Origin of the sequence: Saccharospirillum sp., assembly GCF_039982735.1 — a bacterium.
In the GTDB taxonomy this organism is placed as follows: domain Bacteria; phylum Pseudomonadota; class Gammaproteobacteria; order Pseudomonadales; family Natronospirillaceae; genus Saccharospirillum.
Map to the genome: position 1 here is coordinate 215,438 of NZ_JBDWXV010000010.1, position 25,942 is coordinate 241,379.

Consider the following 25,942-nt stretch of genomic DNA (forward strand, 5'->3'; position numbering starts at 1 on the left):
GCTAACGTTGTCCGAGTGATCAGTTTTCACGGGGAGCAGACCTCGTGGTAGTTCGGGCCAGGACGCGCCCGTTTTTAAACCTTATTCGGGAGCTCAGAATGGTCTCTGACTGGAGCGATTTTCTATTGGAAGTGCACCACGACAGCGCCCGACTGTCGGCGGCTGATTTTCAGGTCACTACTCTGCAGCGTATCCGTACCCACCTCGATTTCGACTTCGCCATCTGGGGTGAAGGCGATGGCACCAGCCGGGAACTGCACACCGCCACAGTGCTCGACCAGACGCCCACCCTGTTTGAAACCTGGGAACCGGTTAAACACGAAGACCCGTTCGCCAACCTGGTCATTGGCAACACTGGTCAGACCTGGGCGCTTTCGGAAGTCCCCCGGGTATTTCATTCCAAGGCCTACAGCGAACACTGGGGGCGCTACCACGCGCGCGAAATGATCTCGACCATGCAGATCGACCCGCGCACTGGCTTGCATGTGTTTGTCACCCTGGCCCGGGAACGCAACCAGGCCGACTTCTCCCGGCAGGAACGGGCGTTTAAGTCGCTGGTTACCCGTCATTTGTTTTTGGCGGCGCAAAACAACGACCTGGCGGCCGTCACCAGTGCGCAGGGGCACACCGCCCTGGTAGACCGGTTTGGCGTGTTGCACGCCAGTGACGACCGATTCACCGCCCTGCTGATTGAAGAATGGGGCCTCAGTGCACGCCGGCGTCTGCCGGCTGCGGCTATCGAAGCACTGGCGTTGCATGGCCACTACACCGGCCACCAGCTTGAACTGACCGCAGAGCCGGTCGGCAGCCGCTGGTTGCTGCAGGCCAGACCCGTCTCTGCGCTGCCGCTCAGCCCGCGCGAACAGCAAATCGCCTCCGCCTTCGCTGCCGGTCTCAGCTACAAACAGGTCGCCCAGCAGCTGAGCATTGCCCCTGGTACGGTACGCACCCACCTGACCCGCATTTATGAAAAACTGGGCGTCAGCGATAAGGGTGCCCTGGCAACCCGGGTAAACGGGCGCCAACTGCCTCCTGCATCCTGAGCTTTGCCTTCCAGTCCGTCGCCTCCTCGTTTATTGTGAGCTCCCGAGACACTCTTATAGGAGACACCCATGTCTATTGAAGTCGGCGGTTTTTTTGGCCTGATTTTACTGATCTGTGTTATTTACGGCATATTGAAGACGGCACAGAGCAGTGCCGGAACCGGTAGCAAAGTTCTGTGGATACTGATTTTATTGTTGCTGCCTTTACTGGGCTTCATTCTCTGGTTCCTGCTTGGACCCAAGCGCTGACCTGACCAAACCCCCGCCCCTATTGCTGTGAGAGTCAGCCGATGACCAGTTTCCTGTTGATGGCCTTTGTTTTCCTCTGTGCCGGCGCAGTGGCAGTGCCACTGGCCACGCGTTTGGGACTGGGCTCGGTGTTGGGCTACCTGATTGCGGGTATCGTGATCAGCCCGCTGTTGACCCTGCTGCATGTTGATGTCATTTCACTGCAACACTTTGCCGAATTCGGCGTGGTGATGATGCTGTTTCTGGTCGGTCTTGAGCTGCAACCTAAAAAGCTGTGGGCCATGCGTCACCGCCTGATCGGGCTCGGTGGGTTGCAAGTCACCCTCTCAACGCTGGCCGTCGCCGGCATTGCACTGCTGCTCGGTCAACCCTGGACAGTGGCGCTGGCGATTGGCCTGGTGTTGTCGCTGTCTTCCACCGCCATCGTGTTGCAGACGTTGAACGAAAAAGGCCTGTTTAAAAGCGACGGGGGCCAGTCGAGCTTTTCGGTTCTGCTGTTTCAGGATATTGCCGTCATCCCCATGCTGGCCTTGCTGCCTCTACTCGCTATTGCGGGTCTCGACGGGGGTGCCGCCCACGCTGCAACCGACGACCACGGAGCAACGCTGAGCCTGGTGGCCGGCTTGAATGGCTGGCAAACCGCCCTGGTCACACTCACGGCGATCGCCCTGGTCGTGGTCGCCGGCAACTACCTAACCCGGCCGCTGTTTAATTTCATTGCCCTGGCACGGTTACGCGAACTGTTTACCGCAGCGGCACTGCTGATTGTGATTGGCATCGCCCTGTTGATGTCGCTGGTTGGGTTGTCGCCGGCGCTTGGCACTTTTCTGGCTGGCGTTGTATTGGCCAACAGCGAATATCGCCATGAGCTGGAATCGGACATTGCGCCCTTTAAGGGCCTGTTACTGGGTCTGTTCTTCATGACCGTTGGCGCTGGCATCAATTTCGGTTTGCTGGGCGAACACTGGCTCGTGCTGCTGGGTTTAACGGCACTGCTGATCGTCGTGAAGGCCAGTGTGTTAGTTGTGCTTGGCCGGTTGTTCAATGTGAACGGCGCCGACCGCTGGTTGCTGGCACTGGGTCTGGCGCAGGCCGGTGAGTTCGGGTTTGTCTTGCTGTCTTTTACTGTGGCCAATTCGGTTATACCGCAGGCCATCGCCGACCCCCTGTTGCTGGTGGTGGCGCTCTCGATGGTGATCACCCCAGCGCTGTTCATCGTCTACGACCGTTTCATCGTGCCGCGTTTTGAACACGGCCAGGAAGACAAAATGGATGACATTACCGACCATGGCGAGGTGTTAATCATCGGCCACGGGCGGGTGGGTGGCATGGTTAACCGGATGCTGCGCGCCGGTGGTGTCACAACCACAGTCGTCGATTACAGTTCATCCCAGTTGGAAATGCTGCGCGCTTTCGGCCTGCGGGTATTCTTTGGTGATGGTACCCGGCCTGATTTGCTCGAAGCCGCTCACATAGAAGATGTGAAACTGGTGGTGATCACTATTGACGACAAAGAAAAAATCACCGAACTGGCGCGCTACATCATTACCACTTACCCGAACGTTCATGTGCTGGCCCGTGCTCGCGACCGCATGCATGTGTATGACCTGTGGTCGATTGGCTGCCGCGACATCATTCGGGAAACCTACGACAGCTCGATTCGCATGGGCCGCTCCGCGTTCGAAGCACTGGGGTACGATGCAGCCAGAGCTCAGACAATGGCCACCGATTTCGAAGCCATCGATCGTGCTTCGATGGTTGAGCTGGCCAGCCTGTACGACATCAACACGCCAATTGCACAGAACAAGGCTTATGTAGAACGCGTGAAATCATTGATGGAAGAATGGGAACACCAATTGCGCAAGCCGGACCCGGCCGCCACAGAAGACGACCTTGATGATGAACCACCTGATTTATCCCGCTCCAACTGAATGCAGCCCTGGCTGGCACTAACGTTTGTTTTTTAACGCCTGCCGGGTTAGCTCGTACCCCAGATCGATCATCTCTTTACCGCGGTGAAAATCCAGGATGCCGCAGGCATCGACCGGTACTTCAATCAGCAGATCCGGCTCGAAGGCGGCCAATTGGTACCGGGCAATCCGGTCCTGCATGGCTTCTACCGACTGGGCAAAAATATCGACAACCGAGTTCGAGTTGCCCTGGCTTGCATTTTCAAACCCCAGCGATTGACGGGTTTGCTGAAACCATTGCAGCAGTTTGTTGGACGGCTCATCTTGCGAGTCCGCCGCTTCGTCCGGCACTGGCTTTTTCGGCTCAGGCTGGTGCGCGTTGCCGTTCAGAGAGACGACGACGTTGAATTCGGCGTCGTGATACAGCAGCGGTGTCATCGGCAGCGGGCTTAGCAAGCCACCGTCGACCAGCAACCGGCCGTTTCGGCGTACCGGGGTAAAGAAACCGGGAATGGCGATGGAAGCACGAATGGCCTCGAACATGGAACCCTGAGTGATCCAGACTTCTTCCCGTTTCTGAATATCGGTGGCCACCGCACTGAACGGCATGTTGAGGTCATCGATTTGGGTATCCCCCACCAGTTCGGCCAGGCGATCCATAATGCGGTCGCCCTTGAACAGGCCGACCCGGGAATAGGAAAAATCGAGCAGCTTCCATATTTCGCCCAGCGACAGTTCGCTGACCCAGTCGGCGTAATCATCCATCTTGCCGGCCGCATACAGGCCGCCCACCAGCGCACCAATGGATGAACCGGCAATGGAACTGATCTGGTAATCGCCGCTGTCTTGCAGCGCCCGGAGGATGCCGATGTGAGCCAGACCGCGGGCACCGCCACTGCCAAGCGCCATGGACGTTTTCTTCACGTTGTGTTCCTCTGCATGAGATCACGGCCGGCAACAACGGCCTTTGCAAGAAGCCTACACCTGGCACAGAAGTATGACCACTGGGTTATCGCAACCCGCTTAAAAGTACCAGTTGAAGTCTAGCGTGGCGCTGCTCTCCAGGGTCTGGCCCTGCGTTTTCGCCGCCAGTTGAAAGCGAACGGCGCGGTGGGTTGAGAGCACCCGGTTATAGGTAGCGGTCAGGGTGGCGGAGGGTTCTTCAGCCAACACATCATGGGCCAGGCGCGCCTCCAGGCCGAAACGATCGTGTGCGGCAACGTCCAAGAGCCAGCCAGCGTGCAGCCCTACCAGCAGTTGCGGAGCGGTTGTGGCTTCGGTCGTTACCAACAGAAAGCCCAGGCTGTTGCTTCCCGTGCTTACCGCCCTTCCCAGGCCAATTTCGGCCCCGAACGGCAGGGCTGTTTGCTGCGGGCCCTGGCGCAACCAGCCCAAACGACCCGCCCAGGCGAGCGAGGGCGTCATGGCGTGATAGGGGTTCAGCGAGCGAAAGTCGACCAGGTCGAGCCGGTCGAGTGCCAGATCGGCCTCGTCGTCTTCGTCGACCGATAACCTCACTTCGGCTTGCAAGGCATTCACCTGAGCGTTATCGAGAAAACCTGCCTGCCGATCGTAGTTGTCGTGGTAGGCCGGGCGAATTAGGAACCGGGCATGCACGGTGTTATCGGCCCCGTACCCCAAGCCAACACCAGCACGGCGAACGCCATGCCCCTGCATGGGTTCCGCTGGCCAGGCCTCCGGAGGCGGCGTTAACTGTCCCGCAGGTTGTTGCGCGCGCAAGCGCAACAGGCCATAGGAAACCTCGGCCATGCCCGAACTTTCTTTTTTGGCTTTAAAGCGCGAATTCTCGTACGCCAGATCGACCACCAGCCGCTGCTGCTTTACACGCAATTCCGCCAGTGCTTCCGTATCGGCCGGGGAGACGGCGTCATCGACCAGCCGTTGCGCCAGCTCAACCTGTTCATCGGCCAGTTCACCGGCCAGAAAATGAATGCGGCTGGCAATGGCAGGCCGGAATCGTGGCGTTTCGAGCAACCCGGCGCGACCCAGTGTTCGCAGGGTATCGACGGGCACGGCATACACATCAAAGTCGTCGACCAGATCGTACTGCGGGAAAGCGGCTTCCAGTAAACTGAGTAAGCGGTAGGAGCAGTTCTCCAACAGGTAGGCGTAATTGATGTTGATGTCTTTTAAATCCCAGCCCGCCTTAATAAAGCTTTCGGCCTGGGCCGGCGAAAAATTCATCGGGTATTCCCAGATATCCCGGGATTCCAGTTCGTTGTAGTTCTGCACCTGCCGATAATAAGGATGTGAACGCACCGACCCCGGGTACAACCCGGTGAGCCCTTTAAACGCATAAACAAAGCCGTTTTCGTTCGGCTGAACATCGGCACCGTAGCTGACGGTTAATGCCAGCAGCGCGTTTCGGGTTTCGCCCCCGCTTTGCCCATCGATGCGCACAAAGGTGTGGCCAAACATGGACGCCGGGTTGTTTAAATAGGCGTTGGGGTAAATTAATGTCATGCCCGAAGGCGCTGACTGTTCAATAAACGCCGACAAAGCCGGGCACTCAACCTGCGGGAAAACAATGTCTTCGGGAAAGTTGTCGAGCACCCATTCAAAGCGACGCGGGTAACGGCACTGAGCAGCAGCATCGCCCAGTTCGGGCGTGTCGGTCATAAAAGCGCGCACGGTTGAAAACAACTCCGCAACCGGGTCGAACCGACCGGCCGGGGCAAAGAAAAAGTCGGCATCTCCCACATCGCTGCGTGTACCGCCCGATATGGGCCGGTAATGCATGACCTTGTACCAGCCATCGTCATGGTACAACCGGTTCTGTTCAACCCAATGGATCCAGCTGGTGTTAAATGAGGTACTGCTAGCGGTTGCAGCTGACCCGAGCAGCAGCAACACCAGCGCACTACTGAGGGTGCGGGCAATTCCGGTTTTCACGGTAATAAAGCCTTGAATAACAAATACAGGGAAGGGAACCGGGGAGCCGACGACTCCCCGTAGCAACGCCGGGTTTTAGGCGTTCAGAGCGTACACGGCCAGGTTCTGGTCTTCACGCAGCACGGCCATCAGTGAATCAACCGCGGTTTCGCGAGTTGTTTCTGCAGACGGAAAGATGCGAGTGAAGTTGGCTTGTGCAGCAGCAGAAAAGGCAGCGCGGTCGCTTGCCTGAATGTCGAGCAGTGTTGCCAGACCGTCCAGTGCTTCGCCTTCGCCACGCGCCATATCGACCGCTACCTGATCCAGGTTAGTGTCGAGATAGGCCGCGACCTGAGTGTATTCGATCGACTGGCTTGAATCGCAACCCAGGGTGCCGGTAGACATACCGAAGGCCTGGTTGGAATAAATGCCATTGGTGATGCTGGCCAGAACGTGGTTAAAGGTTCCGGTTTTTTCTGCAAAAATCATCGACCCCAAACCACAACCCGGGCCACTTCCGGCCATGGCGGTACCCGAAAGTGCAACGGTCAATCCAGCGGTAAGCAACAACTTTTTCATGGTATTTCTCCTTAACGAAAAATCCTTAATAAATGAAACGAACACCTCATTCCGAGGCGCGCGGAGTGTAACCAAGGCATACTGACGGGTCGCTTGCCGCCGCGGGCATTTGTGATCGATATCATAAAAATAACCGGCTTAATAACCCGGCTGATTACAGAATAACCAAGCCTGTTGACTGGACATCCATACAGTTGCTGACCATACTTTCCGCTCTGTTGTAATCACCCGACGCCACACCATGCGAAAAATCCTCCACAGCGATGCCGATTGCTTCTACGCGGCCGTTGAAATGCGCGACAATCCCGAGTTACGCGGCATTCCGATTGCCGTCGGCGGCGCAGTGGACCGACGCGGGGTTATTGCAACCTGCAACTACGAGGCGCGCGCTTTTGGCGTCCGCTCAGCCATGTCGACCGCCATGGCGCTGAAAAAATGCCCGCACCTGACTCTGGTGCGCGGCCGCATGGAGGTCTACAAGGAGGTTTCCACCCAGATCTTCGATATCTACCGGCGCTATACCGATCTGATCGAGCCGTTATCACTCGACGAAGCCTATATGGATGTCAGCAACAGCACTGTCTGCCAGGGCAGCGCCACCCGCATGGCGGAAGCGATTCGGGTAGCCGTGCAACAGGAAGTGGGGCTAACGGTATCGATCGGCGTGGCACCCAACAAATTTCTCGCCAAAATTGCCAGCGACTGGAACAAGCCGGACGGCCTGAAAGTCATTCTGCCCGATGAAATAGACGCCTTCGTGCTCGACTTGCCGGTCACCAAACTCCACGGTGTCGGGCAACGCACTGCCGAGCGGCTGCACGCCCAGGGGCTCTACACCTGCGGCGATGTGCGTCAGCAATCTCTGCGCACCCTGCTGGAACGCAACGGCAGCTTCGGGCAACGGCTGTGGGACCTTGCGCACGGCCGCGACGAGCGCAGTGTTAAGGTGACGCGGCAGCGAAAGTCGGTCAGTACTGAAAACACCTTCGCTCAGGACTTGCCCGACCTGGAACACTGCCGCAACGCACTGCCAAAACTGATCGACGATCTGGAGCGCCGCTTTGCGCGGCTGACCGGCTATCGCATTGAAGGGGCCGTGGTGAAGGTCAAGTTCAATGATTTCCAGCAAACCACGGCAGAACACAGCAATACCGCCCCGAATGCGTCCGTTTTCAACGCCCTGCTGGAGGAAGCCTGGCACCGGCGCAGCGCCCCGGTGCGTTTGCTGGGCGTAGGGTACCGGCTGAGCCAAGTGCCACACCAGGACGCTCCGGCACAATTGCCCCTGTGGTAACACTTCGGGTAAAGCAACCCCGATTAAAGAGCCCCCCGCCAAGCTTGTGCTACCTTTCATAGACGCAGTCAACGTAGTCAGCCTATGCCTATTGGGGTCTTACTGCACCGGTCAACACTCGTTCGTAACGGCCTTTGGGCCTTGTTGCTGGTGTCGGGGTTACAATCAACGTGCCTTTCTGACACCAGGCCTCTCGTCGTATCCTTAATTCCCGGTAATGCCGTGAACCAGGTTGGTATGCCGTTGTTTACCGAGGTGTATGAACAACTGGGTCAGGCCGTCACTTTCGTCGAAATCCCGACGGCACGCGAAAGCCGCATGATCGCCGCCGGAAATATCGATGCCGTTAGCGCCCAGATAGACGGTCACCAGCTACGAAACCCCGATCTCATTCAAGTGCCCGTGCCGCTGACCCAGATTTACATCACCGCCTTCGTAAAAGGCGAGCCAACAACCCGGGAAGCGCTGCTGAGCCGGGAAACCGTGCGGCTGGGCCGGCTGCGCAGTCTGACCTTTGGTCTGACCTGGCCGGAGAACGTGCAGTGGGTCGAGGTCAACCAGACGCGCCAACTGATTCAACTTCTGAATCAGGGCCGCATTGACGCCGCCATTTCACCTGAATTGTCGGCCCAATATTTCGTCGTCGAAATGGGTCTATCGGATATTCACCGGCTCAAAACACCCCTGGCCAGCATCAACGTTTATCACTATATCCACCGCGACAACCAGCACTTACTCCCCGACCTCACCCGCATTCTGCTGCAGATGGAGCAGGACGGTTCATTGCTCGCCCGCCACAATGCCTACCGGCAGCAACTGGGTCTGCCCGCCCGATAGCCAGACTCCAGAGATACCTTGAAACTCTGCGTCCCACTTCCGCTCCTCTGCACAATCACATATGATAATAGTTATTACTTAGATTATTAAATGTAATTAAACGTGCTCATCGCCTGTCGCGTCTCTTGAATGCCAACCCCTTTTCCAAGGAATACACCAACATGCCACTACACCCGAACTTGTCACGGGTACGCCCGCTTAGCATCGCTCTTTTAGCGACGCTACCGGCTTTTGCCCCGGCCTGGGCTGAAGACAGCGTCACGCTGGATACACTGGAAATCACCGACTCGGCTCCGGTTGAAGGTGACTTGCAAGCATTGCCTTATGCCGGCGGCCAGGTCGCCCCGGGCGGACGCATCGGCGTTCTTGGCCAGCAAAAAGCCGAAGACGTGCCGTTTCAGATCATAGGGTTCACCGAACAACTGATTAAAGACCAGCAAGCCAACACGCTTGCCGATGTACTCCGCAACGATGCCGCCGTGCAAACCGGTCTCGGTTATGGCAACTACGCCGAAACCTTTATGGTGCGAGGCTTTACGCTCTACGGTGACGACGTTGCCTATGGCGGCCTTTACGGCGTATTGCCACGGCAAATCATAGACACCAGCATGGCCAGCCGGGTTGAATTGTTCAAAGGGGCCAACGCCTTCACTCAGGGAGTTGCGCCCGGCGGCACCGGTGTAGGCGGTGCGGTTAACATTGAACCCAAACAAGCGGACTACGAACCGACTGCGGGCTTGAGCCTGGGTTATCGTTCCGACAGTTATTTCGATGCCAGCGCCGATGTCGGTCGTCGGTTTGGCAGCCAGCAACAGTGGGGCAGCCGAGTAATGCTGAACCACGGCCAGGGTGATTCCGCCATCGACGCCGAACGCCGGGAATCGACCGCCGTTACCCTGGCGCTCGACTATGAAGGCGACCGGTCGCGGGCATTGGTGAACATCGGTTATCAGAACCAGGTGGTGGATGATGGCCGGTCGGTGGTTTACATCGGCAGTGGCCTGACGGCCATTCCCGACGCGCCCGATAACAGCCACAACTACACCCCCTCCTGGGTGACGTCGACCATGGAGTCGGTGTTCGCCATGACCCGGGGCGAAGTAGACCTCAATGACGACTGGTCGGTCTTCGCCGCCCTCGGTGGCAACCTAACCGATGAATTTGGCGAATACGCCTCACCGGAGGTCAGCAACACCGACGGCGACGCCACCGCTTCCCGGTTAACGGTCCCCTTCGAATCGAACACCTTCTCAGCCCTGGCTGGTTTGCGCGGCAGTCTGGTCACGGGACCGGTCAGTCATCAGTTGAACCTGGCTGTGTCGGATTTATCACGCGAGACCCGATCGGCCTACACCATGTCGTTCCCGGCGTTCGCGACCAACCTTTACGAACCGACCGATCCTGCCTACCCGGCAACGTCCTTCGCCGGGGGTGATATGGACTCACCCAATATAAACAGCCGAACTGAAAATTCAGGCGTTGCGTTCTCCGATACCTTGGGGTTCATCAACGAACGCCTACTGGTCACGCTGGGTGCCCGCTACCAGAGCATCGATGTCACCAACTTCGATTACGATGGTAGCGAAAGCAACCGGTTCACCGAAGAGCAGGTGTCGCCCGCTTACGGCGTGGTGTTCAAGCCCCGGCCAGCGGTATCGGTGTTTGCCAACCGTATGGAAGCGCTGCAACCTGGCGCGGTTGCGCCCTTCAATGCCGGCAACGCGGGGGAAGTCACCGGAATCTTCACCAGCCAGCAAATCGAAGTGGGTACCAAAGTGGATTTGGGCACCCTCGGCGGCAGCGTGAGCCTCTACCAGATCGACCAGCCGACGGCCTACATCGACCCGAACACCACCCTCTACGGCAACTACGGCGAGCAACAAAACCGGGGCCTGGAGCTAAGCCTCTACGGTGAACCCATCCCTACCCTGCGTCTGCTTGGCAGTGCCACCTGGGTCAGTGCAGAGCTGCTGGACACGGCAGACCCGGCCTATAAGGGTAACCAGGCCGTCGGCGTTCCGGCGTACCGCTATGTCGCCAGTGTCGAGTGGGATCTTCCTGTTGTTAATGGCCTGACAGCGCGGGCCAATGTGCAACACAACGGGCCGCAATACGCGGATATCGCCAACACCCTCGAATTGGATGCCTGGTCGCAACTGGATCTGGGGGCCCGGTACCGGATGACACTGAACAGCATCGAAATGACCTGGCGTGCAGACATCGAAAACCTGACCTCAGAGCAATACTGGGCGTCAGCGGCAGGCGGGTATTTAATCCAGGGTCAGCCGAGAACAGCTGCCCTCTCAGTCGACCTGAGTTTCTAGTGACCCTCTCCCGGCCAGCCGCCGGGAGCGTCTCACATTTGCCAGGGCGCCACAGCAACGGAAGTTCTACTACCCTTACCTCTGCTATTGTTTAATCGCCGGGGTAAGCCGTGACCGATCTACAACAGACCCTCACCCGCCGCCACTTGCTGCAGCAAAGCCTGGTGCTAGCGGGGGCATCGATGTTGCCGCTCGGCAGTTGGGCAGAAGCTGCGCCAGCGGTGCGAACCCGCGCCATTCCTTCCTCTGGCGAGGCGCTGCCCATTGTTGGCCTGGGTACCTGGATAACCTTTAACGTCGGTAATGACACCACCTTGCTGAACGAGAGCACCGCTGTAATGGCAGCATTCTTTGAAGCGGGCGGTCGCATGATCGATTCATCGCCCATGTACGGCTCGTCTCAGAACACCCTGGGTTTTGGGCTAAACAAACTCGGCGAGTCGACACCGGTTTTCTCGGCCGATAAAGTCTGGACATCCAACGCCAACAACGGCGCCAACCAAATAGAAACTTCTGAACAACACTGGGGCGTGCCGCGTTTCGATTTATTGCAGGTGCATAACCTGGTGAACTGGGAACCGCACCTGCGTCTGCTGCGACAGATGAAAGCCGCCGGTGAGGTCCGGTACATTGGCATTACTACCTCGGAAAGCCGTCGTCACGCCGAGTTTGAAAACGTCATGCATGGGCAGCCGCTGGACTTTATCCAGGTCTCCTACAACATCCTAAACCGGGATATTGAAGACCGTATTTTGCCCCTGGCGATGGATAAGGGCATGGCGGTCATCGCCAACCGGCCGTTTCAGCAAAAGCAGTTAATACGCCAGCTGGAGGGCAAACCCCTGCCAGCTTGGGCCCATGAATTCGACGCTACCAACTGGGCCGAGTTCTTGTTGAAATATGTGATATCCCACCCGGCTATCACCTGCGCCATTCCAGCAACCACCCGGGTCGATCACGTGCGAGAAAACATGGCCTGCGCCTCCGGTCCTCTGCCCGATGCCAGACAACGCGAGCGCATGGCCGCTTACGTGCGCGACCTGTAATGGACAGCGGGTTCAGCTATCGCCTGAGTGATTTTATGCTGTTCTCTGAACGGGTTTACTGGCGCCTGTTTGATCAGATCAATTCGCTGGTCGGTGCCTTGCTACCCGCTGTAATTGCACTGGGGTGTTTGCTCCTGGTAGGCGTCTGGTCACGCCACCGGTCAGTACAAATCGCGACAGCCCTGCTGCTCGCTGCGTGTTGGATCAGCAGTGCTTGTTTATTTCTGTGGCTCTATTACGCATCGGTGAACTGGGCCGCGCGGTACGCGGTACCGTTCTTTTTGCTAGAGGCGGGTTTAATTCTGCTGGTCGGTATTAACCCACAACTGAACCGGCCGCTGGCCAGGCGGGATGCAAGAGGATCAGCAGGGTTTGTGATGCTGGTTTACGCCGTTATTATTCATCCCTTTACCAGCCTGATGTTTGGCCGCTCGCTGGGCAGCGCAGAGTTTGTCGGCCTGGCACCCGATGCAACGGCACTGGCCACGCTGGGGTACGCGTTAATGGTAGCCAGCAACAAATCCCTCTGGCTACTGCTGCCCATTCCTCTAGTCGTTTTGGTCTTGAGCGGGTTAACGCTATATACCCTGGGCACACCGGAAGCCTGGATTATTGTGGCCGCGCTGTTGGTTACGTCAATAACGCTGTCTTCAACCAAGCCACGGGCTAACGGCCCCACCACGGCATTGTGAAGCAGGCAATCCACCCATGCCCCGAACCCATTTCTGTGACTGACGACGGTAACCTGTCTTCGGTTTTTCTGGCAAACTGCAGACAACTTCCCAACCTGGCCGCCTACCCGCCATGCAAACGACCAGCACACTGAACCGGATCGACAGCCTTGACCTGATACGCGGTGTTGCCATTCTCGGCATCTATATCATGAACATCTACTCGATGACTGCACCAGACATTGCCTACTCGGTACCGCGCTGGCACGAGGCGGGCGGCCCGGTCGATGACTGGGTGTATCTGTTCCAGTCGCTGTTTGTCGAATCCCGCTTCATGAGCCTGTTCAGCCTGTTGTTCGGAGTTGGCCTGGCGGTACAGTGGGACCGAATGGAGCACCGCGGAACCGCCCCAAAACCCTGGATCAAGCGTCGGCTGGGCTGGTTGCTGGTTATTGGCCTGCTGCACGGTTTTTTCATCTGGTTTGGCGACGTGCTGGCGTTGTATGCGCTCTGTGGTTTCTTCGTGATTCGCCACCTGGGCGATTCCGTTCGCCACCTGGTCACTACCGGCATTGTTTTTTTACTCATCGGCCAGCTACTGCTTGGCTACACCCTCTTTGGTTCACTGGCGACCGGCGAAAACCTGATGCAGGTACCCGACCTGCCCTACAGCCAGGAAGCGCTCGCAGAACTGCGCGCAAGCAACAGTGACCTGGGCGAGCGAACCTTAAACAACATCACGGAAAACACCTTCATGCTGATGTTGATGCCGTTCGTCACCTTCTGGTTCAGTTCCGGGCTGATGCTGATCGGTATCGCACTGTACCGTGTCGGCTTTTTTAACAACCCGAATGCCTGGCGTTGGGCGATACCGTTGTCGGCGCTCGGGTTCCTTTGGGGGGCTGGAGTTACGGGGTTGCGTTATTGGTGGGGGCCGGAATCCAGCGCGGCACAATCGACCATCAGCCTGATGATGATAGCAGGCCCGCCCATGGCGATCGGTTATGCGTCGCTGCTGGTGCCGCTGGCACAGTCAGGGCACTGGCTGGTCACCGCACTCAGAAACACCGGCAAGATGGCTTTTACGCTGTATCTTAGCCAGTCGACTCTGACGGTGCTGTTCTTCTCACAAATTGCGCCCGGTCTGTGGGGTACCCTGAACCGGCTCGAAACCCTGCTGATCGTCGCTGTGGTCACGGTATTACAGATTGGCATTGCCCACGTCTGGACAACCCGCATTGGCCAGGGGCCACTGGAACGCTTGTGGCGCTGGCTAGCCTTCCGGCGAATGAATACAGGTTAATATAGCAAGACTATCAAACAGATAAAATCGATAGTCTTTCTTATTAAATGATAGCGCTTATCATTTTCAAAACCACCTAACATCACAGGCAAGCGCTCTCATGTACCTAGCACTGCAAAAAACCAAAGCCCTGACCCGGAATCGCGATCTGGTCAAAACCGTTACCTTCGCCGTCATGCACTTCACCGTTGCCTTCCTGGTGACTTGGGCGCTGACCGGCGACATCCTGATCGGTAGCCTGGTGGCCATGGTGGAACCGGCCATCAATACCGTTGCGTTCTATTTTCATGAAAAAGTGTGGCGCCGCATCACAACCCGCAAGCACCTCGGTGCGGACCTTCAGGCGCTTCGTGCCTGAGTGTCGGTAAGTTTTACGATACGACCTATTTGCCTCCCTTAGAAACAGGACAAAGCCCTCTATAAGAGCGTATCAGGAAGATGGCCCAGCCTTTGCATTGAGAATGCCAGCCATGAAAATGGATTTACCGACAACTTTGTAAATGGAATAGGTGAGCTCATGTTAAAAACTATAGGTCTGACGCTGGCTGGTTTGGTTGCGAGCATCTCTGTCGCCCATGCTGGTTTGATCACAGACACCATCGAACAAAACCATTATCTGTCTACCTGGCAGTCTTACTCATACACCCACAACATCAACGACGATGGTTTTGTGTTGGGTTCGGCTATCAGTGGCAACCTGGACATCGAAATTCGCGATGACAAAGATCGCTGGTGGGAATTCAGCCTGGTGACCGTTGAAGACTTCGATTTCGACACCGGCAGCTTCCGCTTCTATGCCAACGACTTCAACAACGAGCTGGAGCTAGAAGCCCTGGCCGCGTTGAACTCCGATGGCCTGCTGGACGTTACCGTTACCTCGCTGTTAGGTGACTTCTACGTCGGCAAATCGGTTCTTTCGGTTATTACCGAAGTTCCTGAGCCAGGTACCATTGCTCTGGTAGGTGCTGGCCTGTTCGGTTTGTTCGTTGCACGTCGCCGTAAAGACGCCAACGCCTGATCTAACTTGCAGTAGATAAGAAACCCACCTGACGGTGGGTTTTTTTATGCCCTACATCCAGGCCCCACACCAGGCCAAAGCATTGAGAGATCCGCTCTGCTGTGAGAAAGTGCGCTTTCCCAAATTCACGGATCTCAGCCGCCATGAAAACCGTTTTCTCGCCCCTCCACCACCGCCGTACGGTTAAGTCTGAACTCGATGGCGGCATTCTGGTCGACCCCTACGAAAAACCCTCCCGAGCCGAGACCATTCTCGCGCGGGTGATTCATCAGAAGCTGGGCGATGTCATCGAACCCGAAGAATTCGGTCTCGACCCGATACTGCGTATTCACGGCGCCGACTATGTCGACTTTCTCAAACAGTGCTGGGATGAATGGACCGCCGCTGGCAAGCCCGGCGAAGCCATACCCGCCATCTGGGCCGGGCGGGGCATGCGACACCGCGAACCCAAAGACATTGATGGCCGCCTCGGGTATTTCAGCTTTTCAGCCGAGTCTTCCATTACCGAAGGCACCTGGGATGCCGCCTATGCCTCCGCTCAGGTAGCGTTAACGGCTCAGAAGCGCGTCGCAAGCGGCGACCGGGCCGCTTTCGCCCTGTGTCGTCCGCCCGGCCATCATGCCGCCTCCGATATGTACGGCGGCTACTGCTTCTTCAACAACGCCGCCATCTCAGCCCAGGCGTTTTTGGACCAGGGCGCTCGGCGCGTGGCGATTCTTGATGTCGACTTCCATCACGGCAATGGCACTCAAAGCATTTTCTATGACCGCGACGATGTACTGACCATCAGCCTGCACGGTGACCCGGACTTCGCCTTTCCGCATTTCCTCGGTTTCGAAGAGGAAACCGGTGAAGGCGCCGGCGAGGGGTATAATCTGAACATTCCCTACCCGCCCAACACGCCGTTCAGTGTCTGGCAGGAAGGGCTTGAGCGAGCCTGTCGGGAAATTGAACGGTACGCGCCGGATGCCGTCATCGTGGCGCTGGGGGTCGATACCTTCGAAGGCGACCCGATCTCCTTCTTTAAACTGACCTCTGCCGACTACCTGACCATGGGCCAGCGCATCGCCAGCCTGAACCTGCCGACACTGTTCACCATGGAGGGCGGTTACGATGTCGACGCCATCGGCATTAACGCCGTTAATGTGCTGGAAGGGTTTGAATCGAACCAATGAGCTATCAGTACAGACTCGACTTCAAAGTCCGTGATTATGAGTGCGACCTGCAGGGCATCGTCAACAATGCGGTCTACCAGAACTACCTGGAGCATTGCCGGCACGAGTTCCTGCTGGCCCGGGGGGTCGACTTCGCCGCCCTGGCCCGCGAGGGCATCAACCTGGTGGTCGTGCGGGCCGAATTGGATTACACACGCTCTCTCACCAGCCAGGATGAGTTCTACATCGGCCTGAATTTCAGCATGTTGGACAGAATTCGGTTTGTCTTTGAACAAAGTGTGATCCGGCAGTCGGACAATGCCCTCTGCCTGGATGCAAAAATAATCGCAACAGCGTTGAATCAGCGCGGTCGGCCCTCGATACCCGAGGGCCTGATTGCGCAGCTGTCACACCGGCAAGAACAATAATTGTGTCGGTTTATTTTACAAACCGATCTTTCGTTTGTGACACAAGTCACACCCCGCAAGGCTTATACCACTATGGCATAGCCTTTGATCAGCATCATATTGCCCGACATAACTCCCATAGGATGGTGGTATATGATGTCTTCCAAGCAGTACGTGAGCCCTCTAAGCTCCGCTAAGCCCCTATTTAAACCCCTGGCAACCTGTTTGTTGCTAGGCGCGCTCGCTGGCACCACTCAGGCTTACGTCATCACTGATGCCGGTAGCTTCAATGGCACTGACGTTGGCGAAACAGACTCGGTTCTTGCTATCACCGATTCACTCGGCAATTCCAACCCTACGACAGAGACGTCCTGGGTGAATTCGATTCTGAGCAGCTCGCCCGAGCTTCAGTATTCGGTGAAAGACGAGGAAGTCGGCCTGTTCAGCACCGATGGCGATAACGTTTTTGCGTTCTCTCTGAGCGAAGAACCGGCCTATTACCTCATCAAGAATGCTCAATCCTGGGCATTGATGTCCAATACGGCTAGCCTTGACTGGGGCGTCTTCCAATTGGCTGACCTGGAGCCTCTGGTCGATAAGAACGGCAATGGGAAACTGGATGGTTGGGTGATCAGTCATGTCACTCAATTTGCGGTAAGCGTTCCAGAACCTGGCTCAATTGCGCTGGTCGGGCTTGGCCTTGCCGGTTTGATGCTCAGTCGCCGCCGGGCGAAATCGCTCTCCTGATACGCGGTTATTGAGCCAACCTCGGTTTGGCTTAATGGCAGGGGGCTGCTCAGGCCCCTTTTTCGCCGAGTACCAACACCGGTCGTTTCATACCGGAAAACGGCAAATACAGGAAAGACAGCACTTTATTGATCGCCACCAGCCTGGCGATGTAGATTGGCACAACAATACTCACCACGAATGACAACAGCGCGTAATACAACTCATACTGATCACCCCAATGTCGCATCATCGCTTCGAACAGGCTGCGCCCAATGAACATGTGAAAGATCAGGATAAACAGGCTTTTTTGGCCATACATAATCAGCACCCGACTGACTCTATCGGTTTTCAGTAATCCCCAGGACACACACAAGACGATGTATATGCCGCTGAATGCACCGAGCAAGGCAAACACCGGTTCACTTAGTATGCGCTTGTACAACACCAGCTCTGCCTGGGTAAAGTAAGCAACACAAACCAGCACTAGCATTGCAACCGCCATCGCCGGTAGCGCAGGCTTGAACGCTACGGCCTTATCTTTCAAAAAGAACCCCATCGAGAAAAAAGCACTGCTGATCAGCACCAGATCGAGGCTAAAAGGCAGGCCGGGAAACTCAACCGCTCGTCCCAGAATCGAGATCGACTTGTTCCAGAACACATCCATCAGCAGACTGCCCGCCACCAGCAACGTTGCCACAAACGCGACTTTCAGAAGGGTGGGCCAGGTACTGATCCGCGTGAACCGGAATACCAGATAAAGCAGGATATGTAACGCGAACAAATGGGTCAGAAACCACAGGGGCTCCCACTTGGTAATCTGGCCATTGCCATAAAGAACAACCTTTATTTTGTACAGCATGGCTCCCGAGTCTGCCATGAAGAACACAAGCAACACCATCAGCATGGTAATGGCATAAGGTTTTAACAGGGTATCCGCTTTCTTCATCAGAAACGGCCTGAAGCTGACCGCCGTGGTGAAAAAAATGCCCGACAGGAAAAAGAACAGCGGCATCCGGAACAAGGCCATGGCGGCTGAAAACTTAGGGGCAAAGTAAATGAAATTACTGTGCGACAAAGCCACCAGAATGATGGAAATGCCTTTTGCAACATCGATATGCAAGCTGCGCGCTAGATTGTTCATACACATCCCTGGGTGAAGGCAATTGTTAATACCAGTCACCCGGTATTGTGTACTTTCCTGTCAATCAAACCTGATTACATCGCTATACCGCTAATCGGCAATGGCCAACACCTTGTTGCACACCCCAGGCCCATTTCCATCGGTAAACGCTTTATAGATACCACCAGCAGGGCCTCCGCCAGTAAGCTCACTGTCATAGTACAGGATGGCAATTTCATTTTCTGTCTCGTTCAGCGATGTCTGGTATCGCCCTCCGGTTGCTGTACCGAAGGTATCGAAGTACACCGTAATAGCACTGAAAGTGAATTCAGAAGGATTGGTCATCGTTGATGTAAGCAAGCGGGAATTAGAGACTTGGCGATCACCATCAAGGACGTTCAGCGTAACGAATTTCAGGTAGTCACCAATGGCATCAATGGTATAAATCAGCGGGATCGTAGCGCCGCCACCCTCAGGGTGATCAATAGACACGCCACAACTGGTTCGGGAGGTAAAGCCGAGCGCATCCGGATTCAAGACCACCCGGTCGTCTTCACCGTCGCAACTGATGGTGGTGGTGCCATCGTCGTTGTCTGTCCACAGGCAGCTTTGTTGTTCGCACACATATTGGGTCTGGCTTAATTCACTCTCCGACAGGCTGCCGTTATTGTCTGCATCCAGACCGCTGTCAATACGGGTTCCGCCATAGGGACAATTCAGGCCGGGTGCTTCAACATTCAACTTGACCAGGTTTACTAACCCGGGCGTACCATCTGCGCCATCCGTTCCGTCCACACCGTCGGTACCATTTACGCCGTCGGTGCCATCTTCACCATCATCACCGTCCGAGCCATTGGATCCATCGGTACCATTTGTGCCATGACACACTTCCTGAGTGGTCTGCACTTCGTCCTCATCGAGGATGTCGTTTTTGTTGGTGTCGAAACCGAGCTCCAGCAGTACACCACCGCTCGGGCACTGTGCTGAAGACTCAAAGGAGGAGGTACGCAGTGCTGTACCGGGGGACTGGGACTGGTTGTTGACGCTGCCGCTAGAATCGGAGCCTGAGCCGTCTGCACAGCCGGTGGCGAGCAGAACCAGACCACAGGTGGCGAATAAAACAGAGGAAGTCTTGGTGGTTACGCGCTGGACAAGAAACATCAACCGTGAAAAAAATACAGCAGGAAGCATTATCAAATTCCTTTTTGATTCAAACAGTCTACCGGGGCGGTGGTATCGGTGTTTCCAACCACCTGGCCCAGATTCCCTTTTCTGGCCCCGGTTTATACCATCTATTTACACAACTGACCAGCCATCACCCCAAAAAGGAACGATGACTGATTGCCCTACTCGACCGTGACCGACTTGGCGAGGTTACGGGGCTGGTCGACATCGGTACCCTTGATGATGGCAACGTAATAGCTCAACAACTGCAGTGGCACGGTATAGAGAACTGGCGCCAGTATGTCATCGATCGGTTCCAGTTCGATCAGCTTAAGCCCTTCACCCGCGGTAAAATGCGCGCCCTTGTCAGCGAACACATAGAGCTGGCCGCCCCGGGCGCGTACTTCTTCCATGTTGCTGTGCAGTTTTTCCAGCAGGTCGTTATTCGGCGCGACCACGATCACCGGCATGTCACTGTCGATCAGTGCCAGCGGGCCATGTTTCAATTCGCCAGCGGCATAGGCTTCGGCGTGTATGTAGCTGATCTCTTTCAGCTTCAACGCACCTTCCATCGCAATCGGGTACTGAGTGCTGCGGCCCAGAAACAGCGCATGGTGTTTGTCGGCAAAGTCTTCGGCGAGGTCTTCAATGGTTTCCGCCAGGGTCAGCGCCTGCTTCATTTGAGCGGGCAAGCCGCGCAAGCCCTGAACGATTCGGCCAATTGTGGCCTGGTCGACGCCGCGGTGCTTGGCGACACTCAGCACCAGCAACATCAGGCCAATCAACTGAACAGTGAAGGCTTTGGTGGAGGCGACGCCAATTTCAGCACCAGCCCGCATCATGTACGCCAGGTCCGACTCGCGCACCAGCGATGAGCCTGGCACATTGCAGATGGCCAGTGTAGCGGTGTAACCCAGGTCTTTTGCCAACCGCAACGCGGCCAGGGTGTCGGCGGTTTCGCCCGACTGGGAAATGGTGACAAACAAAGCATTCTTCGCGACCACTGATTTGCGATACCGAAACTCAGAGGCGATCTCAACCTGACACGGCACACCCGCCACTTCTTCAAACCAGTAACGCGCCACCAGGCCAGCGTGATAGGACGTACCGCAGGCGACGATCTGAACGTTTTCAACGCCAGCGAGAATGTCGTTGGATCCCGCGCCAAAGGCTTCGGTGACCACGTCGGTATCGGTAATGCGGCCTTCCAGGGTGTTGTTAATGGCGTCGGGCTGTTCATGAATTTCTTTCAGCATGAAATGCTTGAACGGACCCTTGTCGCCGGCATCGTGCGTGATGTCGCTGGTTTGGCTGGCGCGCTCGACGACTTGGTCGTCTGCATCCACAATGTGCACGCTGCGCCGGGTAATTTCGGCAACGTCGCCTTCTTCCAGGAAAATAAATTGCTGCGTAACCGGCAGCAAGGCCAGTTGGTCGGACGCAATGAAGTTTTCACCAATGCCAAGACCAATCACCAGCGGTGAGCCAGAGCGCGCGACGATCAGCCGGGAAGGATCGCGCCGGTCCATCACCACCGTGCCATAGGCACCCACCAATTGTTTGCGCGCGCGCTGCACCGCCTGCAACAGGGAGTCAGCAGTGCGCAGTTCTTTTTCGATCAGGTGGGCGATGACTTCGGTATCGGTTTCCGAGGCAAAGGCAAACCCTTCCTGCTCCAGTTCACGGCGCAAGCGGGCGTGGTTTTCAATAATGCCGTTGTGCACCACAGCCACGTTGTCACCCGACACGTGCGGGTGAGCGTTACGCTCGTTTGGCTGGCCGTGCGTAGCCCAGCGGGTGTGGGCGATACCGGTACCACCGGAAAGCGGCGACTCATCCAGCGCCGCAGCCAGTTCACTGACCTTACCGACGCGACGCACACGGTGCATCTGTTCGTCGTTGATGATGGCCACGCCGGCCGAGTCATAGCCCCGGTATTCGAGACGACGCAAACCTTCGACCAGAATTTCTGCCACATCCCGTTGTGCTACTGCGCCTACAATGCCACACATAGTTTTGCTCCTTGTGATTCGCCGCCCTTCATTCCGGGGCCGCCATGAATCGATTATGAGTGCCACGGGCAAGCACGTTGGCCGCCCGGGCTGATTTCAAATTGAGTCGGTCTCTTTGCTCTTACCAACCTGTCGAGTCTTACTGCGGCTGCTTGGCCGGACGCGTCCAGCCTTTTACCGTCACCTGGCGGGCCCGGCCAACTGTCAGTTGATCGGCCGGTGCAGTTTTGGTCAGTACCGACCCGGCCCCCACAAAAGCACCCGCTTCGATGGTAACCGGTGCAACCAGCGTGCTGTTGGAGCCAACAAACGCACCAGCGCCAATGTCGGTTACGAACTTGTTCACGCCGTCGTAATTACAGGTAATGGTGCCAGCGCCAATGTTTGCCGCGTCACCAATTATCGCGTCACCGATGTAACTGAGGTGGTTCACCTTGCTGCCAGCACCGAGCCGGGCTTTTTTGGTTTCGACAAAATTACCGACCTTAGCGCCTTCATCCAGTTCGGTCCCCGGGCGAAGCCGGGCAAACGGGCCGACCGTTGCGCCGGCGCCCAGTTGGGCGCCATCGATCAGAGTATTGGCCTCAACCACAACGTCGTCGCCAAGCCGGGCATTGCGAATCACGCAGTTCGGCCCGATGCGCACACCAGCACCCAGTTCGACCTCGCCTTCAAACACGACGTTAACGTCGATCAGGCAATCCTGACCGACCCGAACGGTGCCGCGAATGTCTACCCGTGCCGGGTCCATCAGGGTTGCGCCTTCAGCCATCAGGGCATTGGCCGCTCGCTGCTGATACCAGCGCTCCAGCACCGCCAGTTGCTGCCGGTTATTCACTCCCAGCGTTTCTTCCACGTCGGTTGGCTGAACGGCCTGAACCGCAACCCCCTCGCTCGCCGCCATGCTGATCAAATCAGTCAGGTAGTACTCACCCTGGGCATTGTTGTTCTGTAGCCGGGGCAGCCAGGCATGAAGCATCCACGCAGGTACCGCCATAATGCCGCTGTTGACTTCATTGATGGCCAATTGCTCGGAAGAGGCATCTTTATGTTCAACAATGGACATCACCTGCCCACTTGCATCGCGTACGATGCGACCGTAGCCCGCCGGATCATCCAGTTGCACGGTCAGAAGCCCCATGGTGTGTTCGGATACTTGCTCAATGAGGGTTTTCAGGGTTTCTGCACGGGTTAGCGGTACATCGCCATACAACACCAGCACAGCGCCAGTCTCCGGCACGCCTGGCATCGCCTGGGCTACCGCATGGCCGGTTCCGAGTTGCTCCGCCTGCAGCCAGAACCGGGCAGCCGTGTCACTGAATTCCTGCCGAACCTGGTCCGCGCCGTGGCCAACCACCAGATGAATGTCACTGCTGAATTGACATGCGGTCTGATAAACGTGGCGAGCCATGGGCACTCCGGCAACCCGGTGCAGCACCTTGGGCAGCCGGGATTTCATCCTTGAGCCCTGACCCGCTGCCAAAATAACGACACTGACATCCATTTCTTTCTCCTGTTACCCAATCATGAACGATTCGCTGCATTCTAGCGCCAAGTCTTCAGGTCGCAAGTGAGCAATTGTCAGGATTTTCCTGACAGGCCACTAAGACCGAAACCAGGCTGCACGCCAGCCTGGTACCGACACCCGCACCGCGCATCTATTGACCACGAAATGCGTTCCAAAGCAGGTTTTATAGCCGCCGAATGGCAATGCGACGCCGTCAGTTTTCCGTCAGGCGGTATTAGTTCCCCGAATAACGTGAACTGGTTCCGAAAAGATCATCGATTACGTCAAATTACTCACGGAAAAGCCTCGAAAACGCGCCATTTTTGTTACCGATGTCGGTACTTTTGTCAGCTTTATGCAGCTTATGAACTCCATCACAGGCAGGGCCATCGAGTCTCCGTATAGTGCTCTCACTTCAACCTTCTTACTGCTCTACTTCAGAGGCTCTAACCCAATGACGGCACGACTACTGATTATCTGCACCACCTTGCTGGCGCTGTATGGTTGCCAGATTGAACCCGCTGAATTTGGTTCGGCCAATACCACCAGCAACGGAAGTTCAAGTGGCGGCAATGACGGTACTGAGGGTGGCAATGGTAACGACTCACAGGCCCGCGCCCTGACACTGTACTGGTCAGCGCCAGTCGAGCGACTGAACGGAGAGCCTATGGATTTCACCGACATCGGTGGCTACGAAATTCGCTACCGCGCCATGAATTCAGACGACTACACCAACGTCGTGATCGACAACCCCGCGGTTGAGCAATACTCATTCGATGCGCTGACCAACGTGAACGACCTGGTTTTCGAAGTGGCCGTCTTTGATTCCAACGGCATATACAGCGAGTTCGTCGTTGCCCAGGGCAGCTAAGCCATTCTGCTTTCGGGGAATGACCCGATTTAAAAGGCATTAATTAAAATCAGGACCAGGGATCTGGTCACCTACACTCATCAACCCCCCCACCTACACGCTTTGACCCTGTTTTACCCCACAGCTCATTCACGACCCAAGATCCGCCTGTGTGTCGGTATTCTTAACAAACCTGCACTCGACCGATGTCGTTTATTCATGGTGTCTATTCGAATGCGCTTATTTACAGTCGCGGGATTGCGCCGGCTGCAAAACATGATTGTCCCCATACAATAAGCCCTGGAGACAACTGAGCGGTCAATGGGAGCCTCTGCTCAGGGCGTAAACCACCCTGCTTTCTTGCCCAAAATTTACCGTCACCACCGGTCTGGCACGATAATCGCTAAAGGTCTGTCATCACGTCGCTGCGAGGCGACCATGACCGGGCGTGGCCGTTTTCCTGCTGCGCTGTAAGAGCACTGAATCGTTTTCAGTCGGTCTTGTCTCAGGGAATGAATATGCGTAAATCAACGATCTCACTTGCGGTTGTCATATCCTCTCTGGTTGCCGCCTCCAGCGCTCAGGCTGCCATTATCTATTCCAACGTCAGCTATGGCTCGGTGCAAGCGACCCAGGCCGAAGCCGACTATCTCAGCAGCCTGGCCAGTTACCAGCAGGAAACCTTCGATAATCCGGGCACGATATCCGCCACCGGGGCAACTTCTCTGGGCGCCGTGCAAACGGGCAACCAGCAGAGCAGCTGGGTAATGGCCTCTGAACAGTTCAGCACTGCGGTAGGTACCTTCACCATGGTGAAATCAGACGGCGCTGCCAACAGCAGCGACGTGCGCCCCGACTTGCTGATGATTGAAAACAGCAGCACCGGTGAGTTCGGACGCTCCCCATCACACGCAACCAACTGGCTCGACAGCAACGATGCCGACATCGTCAGTTGGGATATCTCAGGTGTCGGCTTTTTTGACAGCCTCGGTTTCTACCTGTCGGACGTCAACGATCAGGGCGCGTCGCTCAAACTGGTGTTCGATGACGGTACCGAGCACACAACTCAGTTGAACAGTTCGCTCAGTAATGGCAACCTGATGTACGTTTCCTTGATGGCCGATGTCGCGATCAGCAGCGCTTCATTGCTGTTCGACAACGGAACCAACAAGAACGATGGCTGGGGAATCGATACCATCACCGTCGGCTCGCTTCCGGTACCGGAGCCAGCCACGCTGGCGTTGTTGAGCCTTGGCCTGATTGGTGTCGGAGCAGCGCGTCGTCGCCTTCGCCACCAATAACGGGGTTTGACGTTACGGTCTGAACAAGACCGGCGCTTAACCAGTTTCAGGTATTCATCCTGTTCAGAGCTGGCGCAGCCGTGTGGCGCGTCAGCCCTCCTCCGGAAGCATTAATGGCAGTTATCGACACAGTGAAACACCTTGTACTGAGCCGATGGTCCGGTGTATTCCACCTGGGCTTGTTCGCGTTGCTATTATCGCTTGCCGGCTGCATGTCGCCCCAAGGCTTTAGCCAGGGAGATGTCATGTTGTACTGGGAAACCCCGCAAGAACGCATCAATGGTGACACGCTTCCGCCAGAAGAACTCGGTGGCTATGAAATTCGGTACCGCCAGGCCAACGATAACCGCTTTACCGTCGTGCTGATTCGCGACAACGACACCGACCAGTATTTGCTGAAAGACGTCAGAAACCCCGAATCGGCCATTATTGAAGTCGCCGCATTCGACCACGAAGGTATTTACAGCAACTGGGTGAGGGCCCGCTGAGAAGTGTGATTGCTCGCCCTGCTCGCGCCTCCCTTTCTCATAGC

The 25,942-nt window shown here is 56.4% G+C and carries 24 protein-coding genes; 17 read left to right on the forward strand and 7 right to left on the reverse strand.

Annotated features, from left to right (window positions below):
• Window positions 1–98 precede the first annotated feature (98 nt).
• The 3 genes from ABJT94_RS07805 (at window position 99) to ABJT94_RS07815 (ending at window position 3,223) form a co-directional block, all read left to right on the forward strand.
• On the forward strand, window positions 99–1,043 hold the full coding sequence (locus tag ABJT94_RS07805) for a helix-turn-helix transcriptional regulator (RefSeq protein WP_348476355.1): 945 nt from the start codon (window positions 99–101) through the stop codon (window positions 1,041–1,043).
• A 69-nt stretch (window positions 1,044–1,112) separates the two neighbouring features.
• Window positions 1,113–1,292 carry a PLDc N-terminal domain-containing protein gene (locus ABJT94_RS07810; protein ID WP_348476354.1) on the forward strand — a complete coding sequence of 60 codons (180 nt, stop codon included), beginning with the start codon at window positions 1,113–1,115 and terminating at the stop codon, window positions 1,290–1,292.
• 41 nt (window positions 1,293–1,333) lie between these two features.
• Window positions 1,334–3,223, forward strand: a complete 1,890-nt coding sequence (locus ABJT94_RS07815) for a monovalent cation:proton antiporter-2 (CPA2) family protein (protein WP_348476353.1) — start codon at window positions 1,334–1,336, stop codon at window positions 3,221–3,223.
• 18 nt (window positions 3,224–3,241) lie between these two features.
• Here ABJT94_RS07815 and ABJT94_RS07820 read toward each other — a convergent pair whose 3' ends face one another.
• The 3 genes from ABJT94_RS07820 to ABJT94_RS07830 all read right to left on the reverse strand — a co-directional run bounded on the left by ABJT94_RS07820 (window position 3,242) and on the right by ABJT94_RS07830 (window position 6,673).
• Entirely contained in the window at window positions 3,242–4,126 is an 885-nt protein-coding gene (locus tag ABJT94_RS07820) for a patatin-like phospholipase family protein (protein WP_348476352.1), read from the reverse strand.
• 99 nt (window positions 4,127–4,225) lie between these two features.
• Window positions 4,226–6,115 carry a DUF4105 domain-containing protein gene (locus ABJT94_RS07825; RefSeq protein WP_348476351.1) on the reverse strand — a complete coding sequence of 630 codons (1,890 nt, stop codon included), beginning with the start codon at window positions 6,113–6,115 and terminating at the stop codon, window positions 4,226–4,228.
• A 75-nt stretch (window positions 6,116–6,190) separates the two neighbouring features.
• A complete protein-coding gene (locus ABJT94_RS07830) occupies window positions 6,191–6,673 on the reverse strand; it encodes a DUF3015 family protein (RefSeq protein WP_348476350.1) in 483 nt (160 codons plus the stop codon).
• Between the two features lie 241 nt (window positions 6,674–6,914).
• Here ABJT94_RS07830 and dinB point away from each other — a divergent pair, with 241 nt between their 5' ends.
• From dinB to ABJT94_RS07885, 11 genes are all read left to right on the forward strand, one after another.
• Window positions 6,915–7,967 (forward strand): DNA polymerase IV, encoded by a 1,053-nt coding sequence (dinB, locus tag ABJT94_RS07835; protein WP_348476349.1) that lies wholly within the window; start codon window positions 6,915–6,917, stop codon window positions 7,965–7,967.
• Between the two features lie 222 nt (window positions 7,968–8,189).
• Window positions 8,190–8,804, forward strand: coding sequence for a transporter substrate-binding domain-containing protein (locus ABJT94_RS07840; RefSeq protein WP_348476348.1), 615 nt, complete (start codon window positions 8,190–8,192; stop codon window positions 8,802–8,804).
• A gap of 161 nt (window positions 8,805–8,965) precedes the next feature.
• Window positions 8,966–11,128 carry a TonB-dependent siderophore receptor gene (locus ABJT94_RS07845; RefSeq protein WP_348476347.1) on the forward strand — a complete coding sequence of 721 codons (2,163 nt, stop codon included), beginning with the start codon at window positions 8,966–8,968 and terminating at the stop codon, window positions 11,126–11,128.
• Window positions 11,129–11,238: 110 nt separating this feature from the next.
• Window positions 11,239–12,174, forward strand: a complete 936-nt coding sequence (locus tag ABJT94_RS07850) for an aldo/keto reductase (RefSeq protein WP_348476346.1) — start codon at window positions 11,239–11,241, stop codon at window positions 12,172–12,174.
• 35 nt (window positions 12,175–12,209) lie between these two features.
• The gene (locus tag ABJT94_RS07855; RefSeq protein ID WP_348476345.1) at window positions 12,210–12,866 is read left to right on the forward strand and encodes a DUF6064 family protein; all 657 of its coding nucleotides are present in this window, start codon (window positions 12,210–12,212) and stop codon (window positions 12,864–12,866) included.
• Window positions 12,867–12,978: 112 nt separating this feature from the next.
• The gene (locus ABJT94_RS07860; RefSeq protein WP_348476344.1) at window positions 12,979–14,148 is read left to right on the forward strand and encodes a DUF418 domain-containing protein; all 1,170 of its coding nucleotides are present in this window, start codon (window positions 12,979–12,981) and stop codon (window positions 14,146–14,148) included.
• Between the two features lie 148 nt (window positions 14,149–14,296).
• Window positions 14,297–14,506, forward strand: coding sequence for a DUF2061 domain-containing protein (locus ABJT94_RS07865; protein WP_348476392.1), 210 nt, complete (start codon window positions 14,297–14,299; stop codon window positions 14,504–14,506).
• Window positions 14,507–14,665: 159 nt separating this feature from the next.
• The gene (locus ABJT94_RS07870; protein ID WP_348476343.1) at window positions 14,666–15,166 is read left to right on the forward strand and encodes a PEP-CTERM sorting domain-containing protein; all 501 of its coding nucleotides are present in this window, start codon (window positions 14,666–14,668) and stop codon (window positions 15,164–15,166) included.
• Window positions 15,167–15,309: 143 nt separating this feature from the next.
• Window positions 15,310–16,341 (forward strand): histone deacetylase family protein, encoded by a 1,032-nt coding sequence (locus ABJT94_RS07875; RefSeq protein ID WP_348476342.1) that lies wholly within the window; start codon window positions 15,310–15,312, stop codon window positions 16,339–16,341.
• Window positions 16,338–16,748: an acyl-CoA thioesterase gene (locus ABJT94_RS07880; protein WP_348476341.1), complete on the forward strand. Its 411-nt coding sequence runs from the start codon at window positions 16,338–16,340 to the stop codon at window positions 16,746–16,748. The genes ABJT94_RS07875 and ABJT94_RS07880 overlap by 4 nt, the downstream gene beginning before the upstream one ends.
• Window positions 16,749–16,880: 132 nt before the next feature.
• Window positions 16,881–17,474, forward strand: coding sequence for a PEP-CTERM sorting domain-containing protein (locus ABJT94_RS07885; protein WP_348476340.1), 594 nt, complete (start codon window positions 16,881–16,883; stop codon window positions 17,472–17,474).
• 49 nt (window positions 17,475–17,523) lie between these two features.
• On the opposite strand, the gene ABJT94_RS07890 is transcribed toward ABJT94_RS07885, so the two are convergent.
• From ABJT94_RS07890 to glmU, 4 genes are all read right to left on the reverse strand, one after another.
• Window positions 17,524–18,597 carry an acyltransferase family protein gene (locus ABJT94_RS07890; protein ID WP_348476339.1) on the reverse strand — a complete coding sequence of 358 codons (1,074 nt, stop codon included), beginning with the start codon at window positions 18,595–18,597 and terminating at the stop codon, window positions 17,524–17,526.
• Between the two features lie 90 nt (window positions 18,598–18,687).
• Window positions 18,688–19,767: a hypothetical protein gene (locus ABJT94_RS07895; RefSeq protein ID WP_348476338.1), complete on the reverse strand. Its 1,080-nt coding sequence runs from the start codon at window positions 19,765–19,767 to the stop codon at window positions 18,688–18,690.
• A gap of 155 nt (window positions 19,768–19,922) precedes the next feature.
• Window positions 19,923–21,752, reverse strand: coding sequence for a glutamine--fructose-6-phosphate transaminase (isomerizing) (glmS, locus tag ABJT94_RS07900; RefSeq protein WP_348476337.1), 1,830 nt, complete (start codon window positions 21,750–21,752; stop codon window positions 19,923–19,925).
• A gap of 139 nt (window positions 21,753–21,891) precedes the next feature.
• Window positions 21,892–23,256, reverse strand: coding sequence for a bifunctional UDP-N-acetylglucosamine diphosphorylase/glucosamine-1-phosphate N-acetyltransferase GlmU (gene glmU / locus ABJT94_RS07905; protein WP_348476336.1), 1,365 nt, complete (start codon window positions 23,254–23,256; stop codon window positions 21,892–21,894).
• 457 nt (window positions 23,257–23,713) lie between these two features.
• Between glmU and ABJT94_RS07910 the strand changes: the two genes are divergently transcribed.
• The 3 genes from ABJT94_RS07910 to ABJT94_RS07920 all read left to right on the forward strand — a co-directional run bounded on the left by ABJT94_RS07910 (window position 23,714) and on the right by ABJT94_RS07920 (window position 25,898).
• On the forward strand, window positions 23,714–24,130 hold the full coding sequence (locus ABJT94_RS07910) for a fibronectin type III domain-containing protein (RefSeq protein ID WP_348476335.1): 417 nt from the start codon (window positions 23,714–23,716) through the stop codon (window positions 24,128–24,130).
• Between the two features lie 497 nt (window positions 24,131–24,627).
• The gene (locus ABJT94_RS07915; protein WP_348476334.1) at window positions 24,628–25,410 is read left to right on the forward strand and encodes a PEP-CTERM sorting domain-containing protein; all 783 of its coding nucleotides are present in this window, start codon (window positions 24,628–24,630) and stop codon (window positions 25,408–25,410) included.
• A gap of 113 nt (window positions 25,411–25,523) precedes the next feature.
• A complete protein-coding gene (locus ABJT94_RS07920) occupies window positions 25,524–25,898 on the forward strand; it encodes a hypothetical protein (RefSeq protein WP_348476333.1) in 375 nt (124 codons plus the stop codon).
• The last annotated feature ends 44 nt before the right edge of the window (window positions 25,899–25,942 follow it).